The 15485-nt window shown below is 72.7% G+C and carries 16 protein-coding genes and 2 tRNA genes; 6 read left to right on the forward strand and 12 right to left on the reverse strand.

Translation table 11 applies throughout. From position 1 onward, the window contains the following. Positions 1-41: 41 nt before the first annotated feature. On the forward strand, positions 42-1109 hold the full coding sequence (locus WFH25_RS02355; RefSeq protein WP_336696687.1) for an FUSC family protein: 1068 nt from the start codon (positions 42-44) through the stop codon (positions 1107-1109). Positions 1110-1208: 99 nt separating this feature from the next. Here WFH25_RS02355 and WFH25_RS02360 read toward each other — a convergent pair whose 3' ends face one another. From WFH25_RS02360 to WFH25_RS02415, 12 genes are all read right to left on the reverse strand, one after another. Further along, the gene (locus WFH25_RS02360) at positions 1209-1814 is read right to left on the reverse strand and encodes a histidine phosphatase family protein (RefSeq protein WP_070416429.1); all 606 of its coding nucleotides are present in this window, start codon (positions 1812-1814) and stop codon (positions 1209-1211) included. Beyond that, positions 1811-2185, reverse strand: a complete 375-nt coding sequence (gene crcB, locus WFH25_RS02365; protein WP_071296136.1) for a fluoride efflux transporter CrcB — start codon at positions 2183-2185, stop codon at positions 1811-1813. The genes WFH25_RS02360 and crcB overlap by 4 nt, the downstream gene beginning before the upstream one ends. After that, positions 2182-2571, reverse strand: a complete 390-nt coding sequence (locus tag WFH25_RS02370; protein WP_070416431.1) for a fluoride efflux transporter FluC — start codon at positions 2569-2571, stop codon at positions 2182-2184. The genes crcB and WFH25_RS02370 overlap by 4 nt, the downstream gene beginning before the upstream one ends. A 168-nt stretch (positions 2572-2739) precedes the next feature. Beyond that, positions 2740-3147 carry a RidA family protein gene (locus WFH25_RS02375; RefSeq protein WP_229086634.1) on the reverse strand — a complete coding sequence of 136 codons (408 nt, stop codon included), beginning with the start codon at positions 3145-3147 and terminating at the stop codon, positions 2740-2742. 71 nt (positions 3148-3218) lie between these two features. Further along, positions 3219-3291: transfer RNA gene (locus WFH25_RS02380), tRNA-Glu, on the reverse strand. Positions 3292-3362: 71 nt separating this feature from the next. After that, positions 3363-3438, reverse strand: a tRNA-Glu gene (locus tag WFH25_RS02385). A gap of 101 nt (positions 3439-3539) precedes the next feature. Further along, complete coding sequence (locus WFH25_RS02390) at positions 3540-4181, reverse strand: MBL fold metallo-hydrolase (protein WP_336696689.1); 642 nt, start codon at positions 4179-4181, stop codon at positions 3540-3542. A gap of 59 nt (positions 4182-4240) precedes the next feature. After that, positions 4241-5281: a LacI family DNA-binding transcriptional regulator gene (locus WFH25_RS02395; RefSeq protein WP_261646389.1), complete on the reverse strand. Its 1041-nt coding sequence runs from the start codon at positions 5279-5281 to the stop codon at positions 4241-4243. Positions 5282-5301: 20 nt separating this feature from the next. Continuing rightward, positions 5302-5844 carry a hypothetical protein gene (locus tag WFH25_RS02400; RefSeq protein ID WP_336696690.1) on the reverse strand — a complete coding sequence of 181 codons (543 nt, stop codon included), beginning with the start codon at positions 5842-5844 and terminating at the stop codon, positions 5302-5304. A 5-nt stretch (positions 5845-5849) separates the two neighbouring features. Then, a complete protein-coding gene (locus WFH25_RS02405) occupies positions 5850-6662 on the reverse strand; it encodes a carbohydrate ABC transporter permease (protein WP_374475467.1) in 813 nt (270 codons plus the stop codon). A gap of 95 nt (positions 6663-6757) precedes the next feature. Next, positions 6758-7732, reverse strand: coding sequence for a carbohydrate ABC transporter permease (locus tag WFH25_RS02410; RefSeq protein WP_336696707.1), 975 nt, complete (start codon positions 7730-7732; stop codon positions 6758-6760). 159 nt (positions 7733-7891) lie between these two features. After that, the gene (locus WFH25_RS02415) at positions 7892-9154 is read right to left on the reverse strand and encodes an ABC transporter substrate-binding protein (RefSeq protein ID WP_336696691.1); all 1263 of its coding nucleotides are present in this window, start codon (positions 9152-9154) and stop codon (positions 7892-7894) included. A 314-nt stretch (positions 9155-9468) separates the two neighbouring features. On the opposite strand from WFH25_RS02415, the gene WFH25_RS02420 reads away from it, so the two are divergent. The 5 genes from WFH25_RS02420 (at position 9469) to WFH25_RS02440 (ending at position 14909) form a co-directional block, all read left to right on the forward strand. Further along, positions 9469-10818 (forward strand): glycosyltransferase, encoded by a 1350-nt coding sequence (locus tag WFH25_RS02420; protein WP_229086639.1) that lies wholly within the window; start codon positions 9469-9471, stop codon positions 10816-10818. Between the two features lie 106 nt (positions 10819-10924). Continuing rightward, positions 10925-11095 carry a hypothetical protein gene (locus tag WFH25_RS02425; RefSeq protein ID WP_156794728.1) on the forward strand — a complete coding sequence of 57 codons (171 nt, stop codon included), beginning with the start codon at positions 10925-10927 and terminating at the stop codon, positions 11093-11095. An 81-nt stretch (positions 11096-11176) separates the two neighbouring features. Beyond that, on the forward strand, positions 11177-12088 hold the full coding sequence (locus tag WFH25_RS02430; RefSeq protein WP_336696692.1) for a beta-1,6-N-acetylglucosaminyltransferase: 912 nt from the start codon (positions 11177-11179) through the stop codon (positions 12086-12088). Continuing rightward, complete coding sequence (locus WFH25_RS02435; protein WP_139201990.1) at positions 12085-13650, forward strand: lipopolysaccharide biosynthesis protein; 1566 nt, start codon at positions 12085-12087, stop codon at positions 13648-13650. Before WFH25_RS02430 ends, WFH25_RS02435 begins: the two co-directional genes overlap by 4 nt. Then, entirely contained in the window at positions 13647-14909 is a 1263-nt protein-coding gene (locus WFH25_RS02440) for a glycosyltransferase family 4 protein (RefSeq protein WP_336696693.1), read from the forward strand. Before WFH25_RS02435 ends, WFH25_RS02440 begins: the two co-directional genes overlap by 4 nt. The last annotated feature ends 576 nt before the right edge of the window (positions 14910-15485 follow it).

Here is a 15485-nt window from a genome sequence, read left to right on the forward strand (position 1 = left end):
CGACTCCGCGACACCCGTCGCGGTGGGAAGATGGTCGCGACATGACGACACCTGCGCACTCGACCCGGACCATCAACATCGAGGGCGCGATCCGCGCCGCGGTCGCCGGTGGCGCCCCGCTCGCGCTGCTCATCGCCCTCGGGATGCCCGGGTACGCCGCCTTCGCCATGTTCGCCGGGTTCACGGCGATCTTCGGCGCGACCGAGCCCTACCGGCAACGTGCGGTGACGACCGGTGTCGCCGGCGCGATGCAGGCGGTGTGCATGGCCGCCGGCGTGGGTGTCGCCCTGGCCGGGTCGCAGCTCTGGATGCAGGCGGTCGGGCTCGTCCTCGTGCTCGTCTTCGCCGTCTGCACGCTGAGCGCCCTCCGCTCGATCCCGGCGCAGCCGATCTTCCCGGTGTTCGCGTTCCTCGTCTCGTCGCTCGTGCCGGTCCGGCCGGCCGACGTCCCGGTCATCGCCACGATCATCGTGTGCTCGGTCGTCTGGGCCTGGCTCGTCGCGATGTCCGGCTCCGTCCTGCGCCTCGTGCTGCACCCGCACGCCCCGCACCGGTTCCGGCCGCTGGCGGAGCGCAAGCACCGTTCGCTCGCGGTGCTCCGGACGCCCGCGCTGTGGGAGACCGTGGCCCTCAACGTGGTCGGAGCGCTCGTCGCCGGGGCCGTCGCCGAGACGATCCCCGGGCTCGGGCACCCCTACTGGGCGGTCATCGCCGTGGTGTCGACGCTGCCCGCACTGCGCCAGCGGCACACGGTGTTCCGGGCGTTCCAGCGGTTCATCGGCACGATCGGCGGCACCGTGATCGCGGTGGGCATCCTGCTGCTGGAGCCCTCGGCGTGGTGGATCGTCCTGATCGCCGTCGTCGGGCAGTTCTTCGCGGAGATCTTCGTCGCGCAGCGCTACGCCGTGTGCCTGCTCTTCCTCACGCCGCTCGCGCTCGCCGTGTCGTGGCTGAGCCTGCCCGAGGCGCCGGAGCTCCTCGCGCTCGACCGCGTCGCGCAGACCACCCTGGGCGCGCTCGTCAGCGTCGCGCTGCTGTTCGTGGGGCGTGGGATCGAGCGGCGGCGCGGTCGCGCGCTGGGCGCGACGGGCGCGATCCGCACCGTCTGACGCGGGCTGCGCGGACGGGAGGCGCGGGTCGGGCCGACACCGCGCCTCCCGTCCGCAGCAGGGCGCCGCAGACCCGCTGCGGCTGCGTGCGCGGACGCGTCAGTCGCGGGGCTGGATGTTCCAGGCGTCGATGACGGGACGGCCGTGCTCGTACCCGAGCACGCTCACCGAGGCGGTGCCGAGCTTCAGCACGGCGCCGTCCTGCGGTGCGAGGCGGATCCACGCGGCGCCGAGCGCGCGGAGGACGTGCCCGTGGGCGACGACGATCGCGTCCTGCCCCTCGGCGAGGACCGGTCGGGCACGGTTGAGGATGCGCTCGACGCGGACCCGGACCTCGGCGGCGTTCTCGCCCGGGGTGTCACCGGCGGGCACGCCGTCGGTCCAGAGGTCCCACGGGCCGTGCCGGAGGACCTTGATCTGCGGCGTGGTGAGCCCCTCGTACGCGCCGTAGTCCCACTCGTAGAGGTCCTCGTCGAGCTCCGCGTCGACACCGACGAGCGCCGCCGTGTCACGGGCACGCTGCAACGGGCTGGACAGTGCCAGCGCGAACGTGCGGTCCGCCAGGTACCGGCCGGCGCGCTTCGCCTGCTCGATGCCGTTCTCGGTGAGCGGGATGTCGGTGCGGCCGGTGTGCTGCCCGCTCTTCGACCACTCCGTCTCTCCGTGACGGACGAGGACGAGTTCGCCGGGGCGTTCCGAGGTCATGTGTTCCTTCCGATGAGCAGGCCGAGCGCGGCTGCGCCGACCGAGACGACGAGCATCCCGAGGCCGTTCAGGACGGCGAGCCGGGGCTTGCCGGATCGGAGGAGCTGTACGGTCTCGACGCTCGCCGTCGAGAACGTCGTGTACCCACCCATCATGCCCGTTCCGAGCACCGCGACGACCGGGAGCGGGATCGTGCCCGCCTGCCCGAGGCCCGTCAGGACCCCGAGGACGAGCGATCCGGACACGTTGATGACGACCGTGCCGAGCGGGAAGCCGGACACCCGGGCCTTCACGACACCGTCGAGGAGGAAGCGCAGCGCCGCGCCGACTCCCCCGCCGACCGCGACGAGGAGCAGTTCGAGGGCGTTCACCGGGCGCCTCCGGACCGGAGCACCGTGGCGAGCCCGATGCCGGCCACGACGGCGAGCAGCCCCGCCACCACCGTGAGCAGGGCGTACCCGCTGCCGGCGCCCCAGCGACCGACGTCGAGCAGCTGCGCGGTGTCGTCGGCGAGCGTGCTGTAGGTCGTGAAGCCGCCGAGGATCCCGGTGCCGACGAACAACCGCAGGCCCCGACGACGCCCGACGTCCGGGCCGCGGTGCGCGAGCGCCTCGAGCAGGAGGCCGAGGCAGAACGCGCCGACGACGTTGATCGCGAAGATCGCCCAGCTGATGCCGTCGTGCGCCGGGAAGACCTCGGCGAGGAGCGCTCGGACACCGGTGCCGATCGCACCGCCGAGTGCGACGACGCCGAGCATCGACCAGCGGAGGTGGGGTGGACGTTCGTGCACGGTGCTCCTATCGCCGAGCACGCCGGATCGTCTCCGCGCGTGCGGTGTTCTCGGGATAGGGACCGTTGGCGGCTGGCCGCGGTTGGGTCCGGCAGGCCCCACTGCCGGGTCTGACGACCGGATCAGCGTACCGCGTCAGTCCGCGACGGCCGCGATGCCCTCGATCTCCACGAGCTGGTCGTCGTACCCGAGGACGGTCACCCCGACGAGGGTGCTCGGCACGTCGTGGTCGCCCATGGCCTCGCGGACGACCTCCCACGCGGCCACGAGGTCGGCCTGCCGCGTCGACGCGACGAGGACCCGGGTCTGGGCGAGGTCGGCGATCCCGGCCCCCGCGGCGTCGAGCGCGGTGCGGAGGTTCTCGACGCACTGCGCCGCCTGACCGCGGACGTCGCCCACGGCCACGGTCCGGCCGTCGGCGTCGAGGGGGCACGCGCCGGCGAGGAAGACGAGTCGGCTGCCAGCGGGCACGGACGCGGCGTACGCGTACTCCGCGACGTCGCTGAGGGCACCGGAACGGATGAGTTGCACGACACTGGTCACCCCGTCAGCCTCGCAGAGCCGACCGGGACGACGAAAGCCCCCCGGCGGGCCGGAGGGCTTTCGTGCTGGTGTGACCCCAGCGGGATTCGAACCCGCGTTACCGCCGTGAGAGGGCGACGTACTAGGCCGCTGTACGATGGGGCCGTCACACATGGGAATCCCCCGCCCGGAAGCGGGGGTCATGGTCGTTGTCGGAGTCGGAGGCAAGCCACCTGTGGTGACCCCAGCGGGATTCGAACCCGCGTTACCGCCGTGAGAGGGCGACGTACTAGGCCGCTGTACGATGGGGCCGTTCCGACAACTCGACAAGTATTGCACAAGCGCCGCGCCGTGCCAAAACGAGGCGTGTCGCCCGGGTGCGCCGTCATGCCGCGGCGGGACGACCGCTCCGGTCAGATCGTGAGCGACTCCCCGGGACGGAGGACGACGAGCGAGCCGGAGGGCTCCACGGCCTCGCGGAGACGACCGGTGTGCATGCCGTAGCCGACGTCGGAGAGCGTTGCCTCGTGCACGGGGTAGGCCAGGCGGGGCCCGACCGCGAGGACGTAGTCCATCATCTCGGAGACCTTGAGCCACGGGGCGCCGACGGGTGCGGCGAGGACCTCGACCGGGACGTCGGGGACCGTGTAGGAGTCGCCCGGGTGGAAGAGCCTGCCGTTCACGAGGACACCGGTGTTGTCGACGATCGGGACGCTCGAGTGGATGAGGTTGTGGCGTGTGCCGTGGAACGACAGGTCGAACGGCCCCACGGTGCGTCGGTCCCCGGCGGTGACGACGTCCACCACGACGTCGCTCGCGCCGCCGGCGAGCGCCCGGGCGACACCGGCGGGGCCGATCACGACCGCCCCGGGGTTCGCGTCGAGGATCCGCCGGACCTGCTCGGGCGTGACGTGATCGGGGTGCTCGTGGGTGACGACGACGGCGACGACCCCGGTGACGTCGACGGGCCGGGTGAAGTTGCCCGGGTCGATGACGAGGCGCGCGCTGCCCTCGGTGACGATCTGGCAGGCGTGCTCGAGCTTGGTGACCTCCATGCGGGCGACCCTACGCGGCGGCGTGGCGGAGCGACGGCGCGGCGCGGCGATGCCACCGCCTACGCGCGGACGGCCCGGGGTGGCCCCGTCGTCGACCGCACCACGAGGTGCGCCGGGGACGCCGGCAACGGCCCCGCGAGCCCGCCGTCGACCTCGGCGAGCACGGCCCGCGCCGCGACCCGACCCTGGGCAACCGGGTCCTGGGCGATGGTGGTCAGCCCGGCGACCTCGCCGTACTCGTGGCCGTCGATGCCGATGACCGAGACGTCCTCCGGCACCGAGAGGCCCGCTCGACGCGCAGCGAGCACCACCCCGAGTGCCATCTCGTCCGACGCGCAGAACACCGCGGTCGGCCACGCACCGTCACGCCCGACACCGCGGCGCCCGTCACGGCCGCCGAACAACGCCTCCCCCGCGTCGACGCCGCCCGCGAAGGAGAACCGCCCGTCGAGGATCCAGTCCTCCCGCACCGCGATCCCCCGCGCGGCGAGTGCGTCCACGAACCCGTCCCGCCGCAGCCACGGCACCGCCACGTTCATCCCCGCCTCGTCCTGTCCGCCGACGTAGGCCACGTCCCGGTGCCCGAGTCCGCACAGGTGGTCGACGGCGATCCCGGCCACGGCGACGTCGTCCACGCCGACGTTCCGGAGGCCCGGCGCCGGACCGCCGATCACGATCATGGGGTGCCGCGTGAGTTCGAGCTCGGCGCGCTCGGTCTCGTCGAGCACGAGCGACAGCAGGACGAGGCCGTCGACCCGGTGCCGCAGCATCGACCGTCGGAACGCCCGGTCGCGGTCGCCGCCGGGTCCGCCGAGGTTGTACAGCACCAGGTCGTACCCGGCCCGCCGCAGTTCGGCGTCGACACCGCCGAGCGCCTTGACGTAGAACCACCGGTCGATCACCGGGACGACGACGCCGATCGCACGCTGCCTCCCCGTGGCGAGGCCGGCCGCCGCCGAGCTCGGCACGTACCCGAGCTCGTCGGCGACCCGTCGCACCTCGTCGATCGTGGTGTCCGCGACCGTCGACATCCCACGCAGTGCGCGGGACACCGTCGACTTCGACAGGCCCGTGACGGTCGCGATCTCCTGGATGCCCATGGACGGTCCCGGGAGGCCCGTCACCCGTCCGACGGCCGCCGCACGTCGGCGACGGGGCCGGTCTGCGCTCGCGCGACCGTCGGCGCACTGCCCGCCCCGGGGAGCGCCGTGCCGGGCGCTGCTCCGGGGATCGGGGCAACGCGCCGTGTCCGAGCGGCCCGACGACCGGCGGGCGCGAGTTCGTCCCATCCGACGTGGCGGTGCACCCGACCGTCCGCCGCGGGCTGCACGGTGATGCGGGACGGGTCCGACCGCCACCCCGACGGACCGGAGCCGGCCGCGACGACCGGCGCCGCCGACGGCCGCGCGACCGGAGCGACGACCGGCGCCGGCGCGCCGACACCGTCGGTCGAACGGGTGCGGCGGAGCACCGACACCCGCCACCGGTCGAGCACCACCACGCCGAGCACGCAGACGAGCAGCGTGAGCGCCCAGCCGAGCGCCGGGCGACCGGTGAGCTCGCAGAACACCGTGGCCCCGAGGAACAGGATGCCGAACGTGCCGACGAAGCCGATGGCCTCCTCGATCCGCGCCGTGGGCCGGGTCGGTCCGCGCTGTGCCATGGTCGTCACCCCTTCACGCCACCGGCGGTGAGGCCGGCCACGATGCGTCGTTGGAAGATGAGCACGAGGACCACGAGCGGGATCGTGACGATCGTGCCGGCGGCCATCACCGCCGTGTAGGGCTCCTGGTGCGGCTGGGACCCGGCGAACGAGGCGATCGCCACGGTCACCGGCTGCGTCGCGTCGCTCGAGAGCTGGGATGAGATGAGGTACTCGTTCCAGCTGGAGATGAACGCCAGGATCGCCGTCGTGAACACGGCCGGGGCGGCCAACGGCAGGATGATCCGTCGGAACGCCTGCACGCGGGTGCACCCGTCGATGCGTGCCGCTTCCTCGAGGTCCCACGGCATCTCGCGGAAGAAGCTCGCGAGCGTGTAGACGGTCAGGGGCAGCACGAACGAGATGCTCGGCAGGATCAGCGCCTGGTAGGAGCCCATCCACCCGATGTCCGTGAACAGCTGGAACAGCGGGGAGATGAGCGCGACGCCCGGGAACATCGACGCCGCGAGGATCGCACCGGCGATGAGCGACTTGCCCTTGAACTCCAGACGGGCCAGGGCGTACGCGGCGCTCGTGCCGACGAGCAGGGCGATGATCGTCACGACGCCGCCGATGAGGAGGCTGTTCGCGAGCGCCCGCCCGAGGTGGTTGCCGAGCGACGTCGAGAACGCCGTCGCGTAGTTGTCGAGCGTGACGTGCGTCGGCCACGGTGTGGCGTCGAACGTGAACCCGACGTCGCGGAAGCTGGTCACCACCATCCAGTAGAACGGCAGGAGGCACCAGACGGCGATGACGATGGCCTGCACGGCGGTGCGGATCCGCGGGCCGGTGTGGCGCTTGACCCGAACGTCGCTGCGGTCGACGGCGATGTCGCGGGCTCGGGCGTTGGACCGGGGACGGTCGGCTGCGAGGGTCACTTGAGCTCCCCCTTCTGCTGGGCGGCCTGCGTCTGCACCACGTTGGCGCCGAGGAACCGCACGAAGACGAACGCGACGATGAAGATCACCAGGAAGGTGATGGTCGACAGTGCCGACGCGGAGTTGAAGCCCTGCCGGATCTGTTCGACGACGAGGATCGACAGGGTCGTGGTGGCGTTGCCGGAACCACCGCCACCGCCGGTGAGGATCGCCGGCAGGTCGTACATGCGCAGCGCGTCGAGCACGCGGAACAGGACGGCGACCATGAGCGCCGGCTTGATGAGCGGCAGGGTGATGAGCACGAAGCGCTGGACGGTGGAGGCGCCGTCCATCTTCCCGGCCTCGTAGACCTCTTCCGGGATGAGCTGCAGCCCCGCGAGGATGAGCAGCGCCATGAACGGCGTGGTCTTCCAGGTGTCGGCGATGATGACCGCCCACCGGGACGCCCACTCGCCGCTCGTCCAGAGGATCTGCTGCCCGATGACGTGGTTGAGCACGCCGTTCGCGTCGAAGATGAAGTACCAGAGCTTCGCGGTGACGGCGGTCGGGATGGCCCACGGCACGAGGATCGCGGCACGGACGAGCGCGCGGCCCCTGAAGTTGCGGTTCATGATGATCGCCATCCACACGCCGATCACCGTCTCCAGGGCGACGGTGACGACCGTGAAGAAGAACGTGTTGCCCATCGACACCCAGAACTGGGAGCCGAGGCTGCCGGGTGGGCAGGTGACGTTTCCGCACTGCTGCCCGAGCCAGTGCACGTAGTTCGTCACGCCGGCGAAGCCGCCCTCGACGAAGAGCTGGGTCGCCTTGTCGAGACCCTGGTCGAGTTGGAACGACTGGATGATCGCGCTGACCACCGGGTAGCCGATGACGATGGCGAGGAGCACGATCGTCGGGCCGATGAGGTACACGGCCCATCGGCCGTGCTCGGCGTTGAGTCCGCCCTTGCGCCGCTTCTGCGGCTCCATGCCCGTCGGGTTGGGGATGGCGGCGGGGATCTCGGTTGCTGCTGACACGTGACGGCCTCCTTGCCGGGTGTCGGAACGCAGGATGGGACGGACGGGAGGCGCGGGGCGGGGTCGACCCGCGCCTCCAGTCCGATGCGGCGAACGCCGCGTACTCGGGTGCTAACTGCCGCTGCTGGTGGCCGTCTTGAGGGCCGCCTGCATGTCCTTCATCGCCTCGTCGACGCTCTTCGATCCCTTGAGCGCGGCGTAGGTGTTGTCCTGGATCGCCTTCGTCACGGCCGGGTAGAACGGCGTGACCGGGCGCGGCTCGGCCGACTCGATGGACTTGAGCAGGGTCGGCAGGTAGGGCAGCTTCGCCGTCAGCTCGGAGTCGGTGTAGAGGTCACCGACGACCGGGGCGAGCGAGCCCTGCGTGGCGAAGAACTTCTGCGTCTCGTTCGACTCCAGGAACTCGAGGAAGTCGTGCGCGGTCGCCTTGTGCTTCGAGTACACGCTGATCGCGGCGTTGTGACCGCCGAGCGTCGAGGCGCCGGTGCCGTCCTTGCCGGGGATCGGCGCGATGCCGAAGGTGTCCTTGACCGTGCTCGACCCGTCCGTCTTCGCGAGGCTGTAGACGTACGGCCAGTTGCGCAGGAACAGGAGCTTGCCGGCCTCGAAGGCGGTGCGGCCCTGCTCCTCCTGGTAGGTGATCGCCTCGGCGGGGATGTTGCCGTCCTTGAAGGCGTCGACCAGGTTCTGCAGGCCGGCCTTCGCGTCGGACGTGTCGACGTCCGGCGTGCCGCCCTTGCTGAGGACCGAGCCGCCGGAGCCGTTGATCGCCTCGGAGGCGTTCACGGTCAGGCCCTCGTACTTCGCGAACTGCCCGGCGTAGCAGCCGATGCCGGCCTGCTTGGCGATGTCGCAGTCCTTCATCATCTCGGCCCAGGTGGTCGGGGGCGTCTTGACGAGGTCCTTGCGGTAGTAGAGCAGCGCGCCGTCGGAGGTCTGCGGTGCCGCGTAGAGCGTGTTGTTGTAGGTGGCCGTCTTGACGGTGGCCGGCAGGAGCTTCGACGTGTCGATCTTCATGCTGCCGGTGAGCGGGGTGAGCCAGCCCTTCGCCGCGAACTCGGCGGTCCAGACGACGTCCACGTCGACGACGTCGTAGTTCGCGTCCTTCGCCTGGAAGTGCTGCACGAGGTCGTCGTGCTGCTGGTCGGCCTGGTCGGACTGCTCCTTGAAGGTGACCTTCTCGTCGGGGTGGGCCTTGTTCCACTTCGCGATGAGGGGGCGGACGACGTTCGAGTTGTCCTTGCCCTGCACGTAGGTGATGGGCCCGCGGCTGTCCTGACCGTTCTTGGCGTCGTCCGACGCCGAGCTGCCGCTCGAGCACCCGGTCAGCACGAGGCCGATGACCGCGATCCCCGCTACGGATGCGAACCGCACTTTGGCGCGTGTTGTCTTCACAGTGTCGTCTCCACGTTGAGATCACCAGGCGAGGACCATCGGGTCGACGCTGCCTGGAGCAGGCGACGCTGCCTGCTGGAGGAGGAAGCTACGCCCGCTCTCAGCCGTTCGCAACCGGTTGCAAAGAATCCGTGACCTGCTCGTGACCACCGTGCGCCGTTCGCTTTTCGGGTGTGAGCGCTCACCCTCGTCCGGGGGCTCGGCGGCGCTGCCGTGCGGGGTTCCGCACGATCACCGCCAGCGGCCCCGCTCCCCGTTGTCGCCGCCGCGGCCTGGCACCTACCGTCCACACCATGGCCACCACCAGCACCGCTCGTGCACTCCCCGCACCCCGACGCGTGATCGACGTCGACCTCGACGCACCGCTCCCCCGCCTCGTCGCGGACGGCACGGGCTCGTCCGCGCTGGTGATCGGCTACCGCGGCGGGCGTCCGACGGGCACGCTCGACGTCGAGCTCACCGACGACCCCGCCGACGCCGCCCGTGCGCTCGGATCGCTGCGGGAGACCGTGCTCGCCGACGTCGAACCGGTGCCGGATGCCCTCCTGCCGACGATCTCCGTCGTCGTCTCGACGGTGGTGGACCGCGTCGAGGACCTCGGTGCGCTGCTCGACGTCCTCGAGCACCTGGACTACCCCGACCACGAGGTGATCGTCGTCGACAACCGCGTCCGGGTGCCCGCCGACGACCGGCTCCCGGCACTGCTCGCGGGTCGGGGCGTACGCCTCGTGACGGAGCGCCGGCCCGGCCTGTCCGCCGGCCGCAACGCCGGGGTCGCGGCCGCCCGCGGCGAGGTCGTCGCGTTCACCGACGACGACGTGCGGGTCGACCCGCAGTGGCTGCGCGCACTCGGCGCGCGGTTCGTCCGCGAGGCCGACCTCGACGCGGTGTCCGGCGTGATCCTCCCCACCGAGCTCTCGACGCCCGCGCAGATCTGGTACGAGGCGTACTACGGCGGGTTCAGCGGCGAGCGCACCTTCGCGCCCGTCACGATCGTCCCCGACGACGTCGCCGGCACGATGCGGCACGCGCGGGTGCAGGCGGTCCGCCCGGACGGGTCGGTCGTGAAGCACTTCGCCGTGTACGGCATCGGTGCCTACGGCGCTGGCGCGAACATGGCGTTCCGTCGATCGGTGATCGACGCCGTCGGCGGGTTCGACACCACGCTCGGCGCGGGCTCCCCGGCCCGTGGCGGCGAGGACCTGGCGATGTTCATCGAGACGCTCTGGCGCGGTGGGCGCATCGGGTTCGAGCCGCGCGCGGTCGTGCACCACCGGCACCGGCAGAGCATCGAGGACCTGCACAAGCAGCTGCACGGCAACGGCGTCGGGTTCACCGCGCTGATGTGCGCCCTCGCTGCCAAGGACCGACGGCACGTCGCGGTCCTCGCCCGGCTCGTGCCCGCCGCCGCGATGGTGAAGCTCCGCGAGACGGTCGGACGGCTGCGCACCGGCAGCGCACCGGCCCCCGCTGCCGTCGAGTCCGCGCCCGTCGGTCCCGCGATCCCCGCCGTCCCGGACGCCGGGGTGCCGCGGTCGCTGGCCTACCACGAGCTCCGGGGCTTCCCGGCGGGCCCGGCGGCGTGGTTCCGCAGCCGTCGTCGCTGGCGGGACGTCGAGGCCGGGCGGTTCCACGCCGGGTGACCCCGCGGGCGGTTCCACGCCCGACCCCCGCTGTCGGCGGACGCGTCGCTCCCTGCCCCGTAGGATCGGTGCAGCTGCCCGTACCGCGCGGGTCGGAGGAGGACGCATGCCGCTGGGGCCCACGCTCGTGCTCGAGCCCGTCACCGTGCCGACGTCCCACGCCACCACGGAGACGGCCGTCTGCGTGTGCGGCCACGCGCAGGACGCCCACGAGCACTACCGGCCGGGCAGCGACTGCGCCCTCTGCGACTGCCCGAGGTACCGCCGCCGCCGGTGACCGCTGCGGGAAACCGCCGCTTCCCCGCACCCGCCCCGGGACCGCCTTGTCGGTGTCCGGACGGCCCTGTTCACTCGAGACATGGCCAACTCCCCCGCGGCGCTCGCGTGCATCGTCCTCGCCCACGAGGACCCCCAGCACGTCCGACGACTCGTCGAGGCACTCGACCCGTTCCCGGTGTTCCTGCACGTCGACGCGCGGACCCCGGACGACGTGCACCGTGCGATGACCGAGGGGCTCCCCGACCGGGTCCGCCTCCTGCCGCGACTGCGGACGGGCTGGGCGAAGTGGGAGAACGTCGCGGCCGAGGTCTCCGGCTACCGTGCCGCCCTCGCCGAGACCGGCGCGCGCCACGTGGCGGTGCTGACCGGCAGCGACTACCCGCTGGCGAACCCCGCCGAGATCACTGCGCTGCTCGACGCCCACCGCGACCAGTCCTTCCTCATCCCGCACCCCCTCCCGCACGCGGCGTGGGGCGCCAGCGGCGGGGTCGCCCGGATGCGGTACCCGCACTGGGCGTGGCGGAAGCACATGCTCCGCCTGCCGATCCCCCGCCGGATCCCGCGTGACGTCGTGCTCACGGGCGGGTCGCAGCTCAAGGTCCTCAGCGCCGCACACGCGGCCGCGGTCGTCGAGGTCGTCGATGCCCGTCCCGACCTGGTCCGCTTCTGGCGCCGCACCTGGATCGCCGACGAGTCGTTCGTGCCGACCGTGCTGAACTCCCCCGCCCTGGTCGACGGCTTCGCCGAGGACCACGTCCCGCACACCCTGTGGTTCATCGGCTGGGACGGCTCGAAGATGAAGAGCCCGCCGTGGCTGACGCTCCCCCACGCCGGTCGACTGCTCGAACGATGGACGACGGACCCCACCGCGATGCCGCACCTCTTCGCCCGCAAGTTCTCGACCGCTGCGAGCTCGGACCTGCTCGACGTCGTCGACCAGGCGTTCGGACTCCGACAGCACGTCCGGACCCCGGAGGTGGGTGTCTCGTGACCGTTCCCCAGACCCGCCGCGAGGCCCGCCACGCCGCAGCCACCCCGCCCGACGCCGACAGCACCGGTCGGAAGGCCGCCGCGGTCGAGGCCGCCGAGGCAGCCGCCGCCGTCGAGGCCGCCGCCCACACCGTCCCCGACACCGGCAGCACCGCGGTCCAGAAGGGCGCGTCCGTCCTGTTCGGCCGTGGCCTGCTGTACGTGGTCGTGTGGTCGATGCAGCTCGTCGTGAGCTCGCTGATCTCGCCGGTCCTCGCGCACCTCATGCCGCTCTCCGAGTTCGGTGTGCTCGCCTCGGCGATCGCGCTCTACCAGGCGCTCGTCGTGCTCGCGGTCGCGGGACTCGACCAGGCGTCCGTGCTGCAGCGCGCCGAGGACGGCGGTGACGACCGGAAGGCCCGCGGGCTCATCGCGGTCGGCATCGTCCTCGCGGCCGTCGTCACCGCGGTCGCCCTCGCCACCATCCCGCTCTGGGGCGACGTCGCCGGGTTCGTCGGCGAACACCCGATCCTGCTCGTCGCGGTCCTCTGGATCTTCCCCGCCGCGGTCGTGCAGCTCTCCCTCGCGATCCTGGTCGCCCAGGACCGCATCCGGGTCTTCGCGGTCACGAGCCTGCTGTCCTCGGTCGGCGGTTCGATCATCGGCCTCGGCCTGCTCGTGTTCGTGCACGCCGACGCCACCACCTACGCCTGGGGCGGCGTGTTCGCCCAGGCCGCCGCGATGGTCATCGGCTTCGCGGCGACCCGGCCTCGCCTCGCCGGTCTGTTCGACCGCCAGACCACCGCACGGGCCTTCAAGCTCGGCGTGCCGATCGCCCTCGGCAACCTGTCCTACTTCGTGCTGAACGCCGGCGACCGGATCGTCGTGCAGCGGCTGCTCGGTCCGGACGAGGTCGCGCGCTACCAGATCGCCTACGTCGTCGGCTCCGCCGTGATCCTCCTGCTGACCTTCACGAACCAGGCCTGGGCACCGCACTTCGCGGCGCTCCGGGACGCCGTCGCCCGTCGACAGCTGGCCCTGCACGCCCGGGACCAGCTGTACCTGCTGCTCGCCCCGGTGCTGCTCGCGGTCACCCTCGTGTCGCCGGTCGCGCTGCCGATCCTCGCACCGGCGTCGTACCGCGTGCACGAGCTCACCGTCGTGGTCTTCATCGTGGCGCTCACGGCGTTCCCGGTGATCGCCAGCGGCGCGACCGGACGGCTCCTGCTCGTGGAGCGTCGCGGCGTCGCCGTCGGGGTGATCGCGGCCATCGCCGGTGCCGTCAACATCGGCGCGAACCTGCTGCTGGTCCCGCTGCTCGGCATCGCCGGGGCCGGAGTCTCCACGGTCTTCGCCTACATGGTGCTCGCGGCGCTGCAGCAGCTCTCGCTCCCCGACCGCCGGGAGTGGCGCGGCCCGCGTGCCCGGACGGTCCTCGTCCTGGCGGCCGTGGTGGTCGTCGCCGGGGTGTCCGTCCTCGTGCCCCAGGACCTCGTGTGGAACATCGTCCGCGTGGCCGGCGTCCTCGGCTGCCTGCCCTGGTTCATCCGCAGGCTCGCGATCGCCCGAGGAGGCACACCGTGACCCACGCCCCGGAACGCCCCGAACGTCGACTGCGGATCGCGGTCGTCACGAACGGGCTCGCCATCACCGGCGGGGTCGAGCGGTGCGTCCTCGAGGACACCCGCGAGCTCGTGCGCGCCGGACAGGACGTCGAGGTCTGGCACCGCGGCCACCTCGCCCCGGGACCCGACGGCGCCGAACCCGGCAGCGACCAGTTCACCGAGCTCGGGGTCGCCCTGCACCGCACCGGCGACCGGTCCTTCGGCCTCCGCAGCGCAGCCGGCGACGCCGCACGGTTCGTCCTCGACGGCTTCCGCCTCCGCCGCTCGCGCCCCGACGTCGTCTGGCTGAACCGGCCCGAGCACCTCCCCTGGGGCCGTGTGGTGTCCGTGGTCTCCGGCGTCCCGCTCGTCGTGCACCTGCACCACGCGCCGAACTACCGACGCCTCGGCCCGATCGCCGGGGGCCGCACGCACTACCTGGCCGTCTCGCACGCGATGGCTCGTGCATGGGCGGACGTGGGCATCCCGGCCTCGCGGATCACCGTCGTCCCGAACGGCGTCGACACCGCACTCTTCCCCGCGGCCACGCCGTCCGCGACAGTCCGCGCCCGCCGCGCCCTCGGGCTCGACGACGACACCCGCACCGTCCTCTACTACGGCCGCCTCACCCGGTCGAAGGGCGTGCTCGCGCTGCTCGAGGCCTGGCGTCTCGTGCTCGAGCAGGAAGCCGAACGCCACCGCGCCCGCGCGCCGCGCGCCGCCGTGCGTGCCCTCACCCCCGCGCTCGGGCCCGCCAGCACGCACCACGCCACGCAGCCGCACCACCCGCCCGTGCTCGTGCTCGCCGGAGCGGCCGACCCAGACGACGCCGAGGACGTCCGACGCGCCGTCGCGTCCCTCCCCGCCGGCTCCGTCGTGCTCCTCCCCGAGCGGGACGACGTCGTCACCCTGCTCCACGCCGCCGACATGGTCGTCGTGCCCTCCATCGAACCCGAGGGCTTCGGCCGGGTCGTCGTCGAGGCGATGTCCGCCGGCCGCCCGGTCGTCGCCGCCGAGAGCGGTGGCACGGGCGAGATCCTCGCCGGCGAGTGGGCGACGTCGACCGTCGACCCGACCGACCCCGAGGCGCTCGCCACCAAGGTCCTCGACACCCTCGACCGCGCCGACCGCGACCCCTCCCTCGGCGAGCGCTGCCGCGCTTGGGTGCGCGACCACTACGGCCGCGGACCGCACGTGGCCGGTCTCCTGCGCGCCCTGCTCACCCACGCCCGTCGCTGAAGCCCAGGAGGCGCGGCGCCCCCTGGCACCGCTCCTCCCGTCCGTCGCGTGCTCGCGCCCGTGCCGCCTTCTGCTCGCCGCCTGACCGTTCCGGTTCGCGATCCCCGGCGATCACGAACCAGAACGGTCACGCCTCCCGTCCGTCACGAGGTCGTGCCGACTGCGACGGTCACCCGCGGCGGCACGCGCCGTACCAACGTGCGCGGATCCTCGCACGCTGCGCCCGCAATCCTCGCGAACGTACGGACGACGGACCGGAGGCGCGGGGCGGCGCGGCACCGCGCGTACCGTCCGTCGTCACGAGGTCGCGCCCACGACGACGGTCACCCGCGGCGGCACGCGCCGCACCAGCGTGCGAGGTCGCGCGCACGGTGCAACGGCTCACGGGCCGCACCGCGCGCGGAACCTCGCACGCTGCACCCGCGACCCGCGACGCGCGCGGACGCGGGGCGGGGGGGGGGGGGGGGCGCCCGCCCCCCCCCCCCCCCCCCCCCCCCGCGCGGGCCCCCCGGCGGGGGGGGGGGGCCCCCCCCGCCCCCCCCCCCCCCGTCCGCCCCGTGGTCGCGCCGACGGCGA

Origin of the sequence: Curtobacterium sp. USHLN213, from assembly GCF_037144815.1 — a bacterium.
GTDB lineage: Bacteria > Actinomycetota > Actinomycetes > Actinomycetales > Microbacteriaceae > Curtobacterium.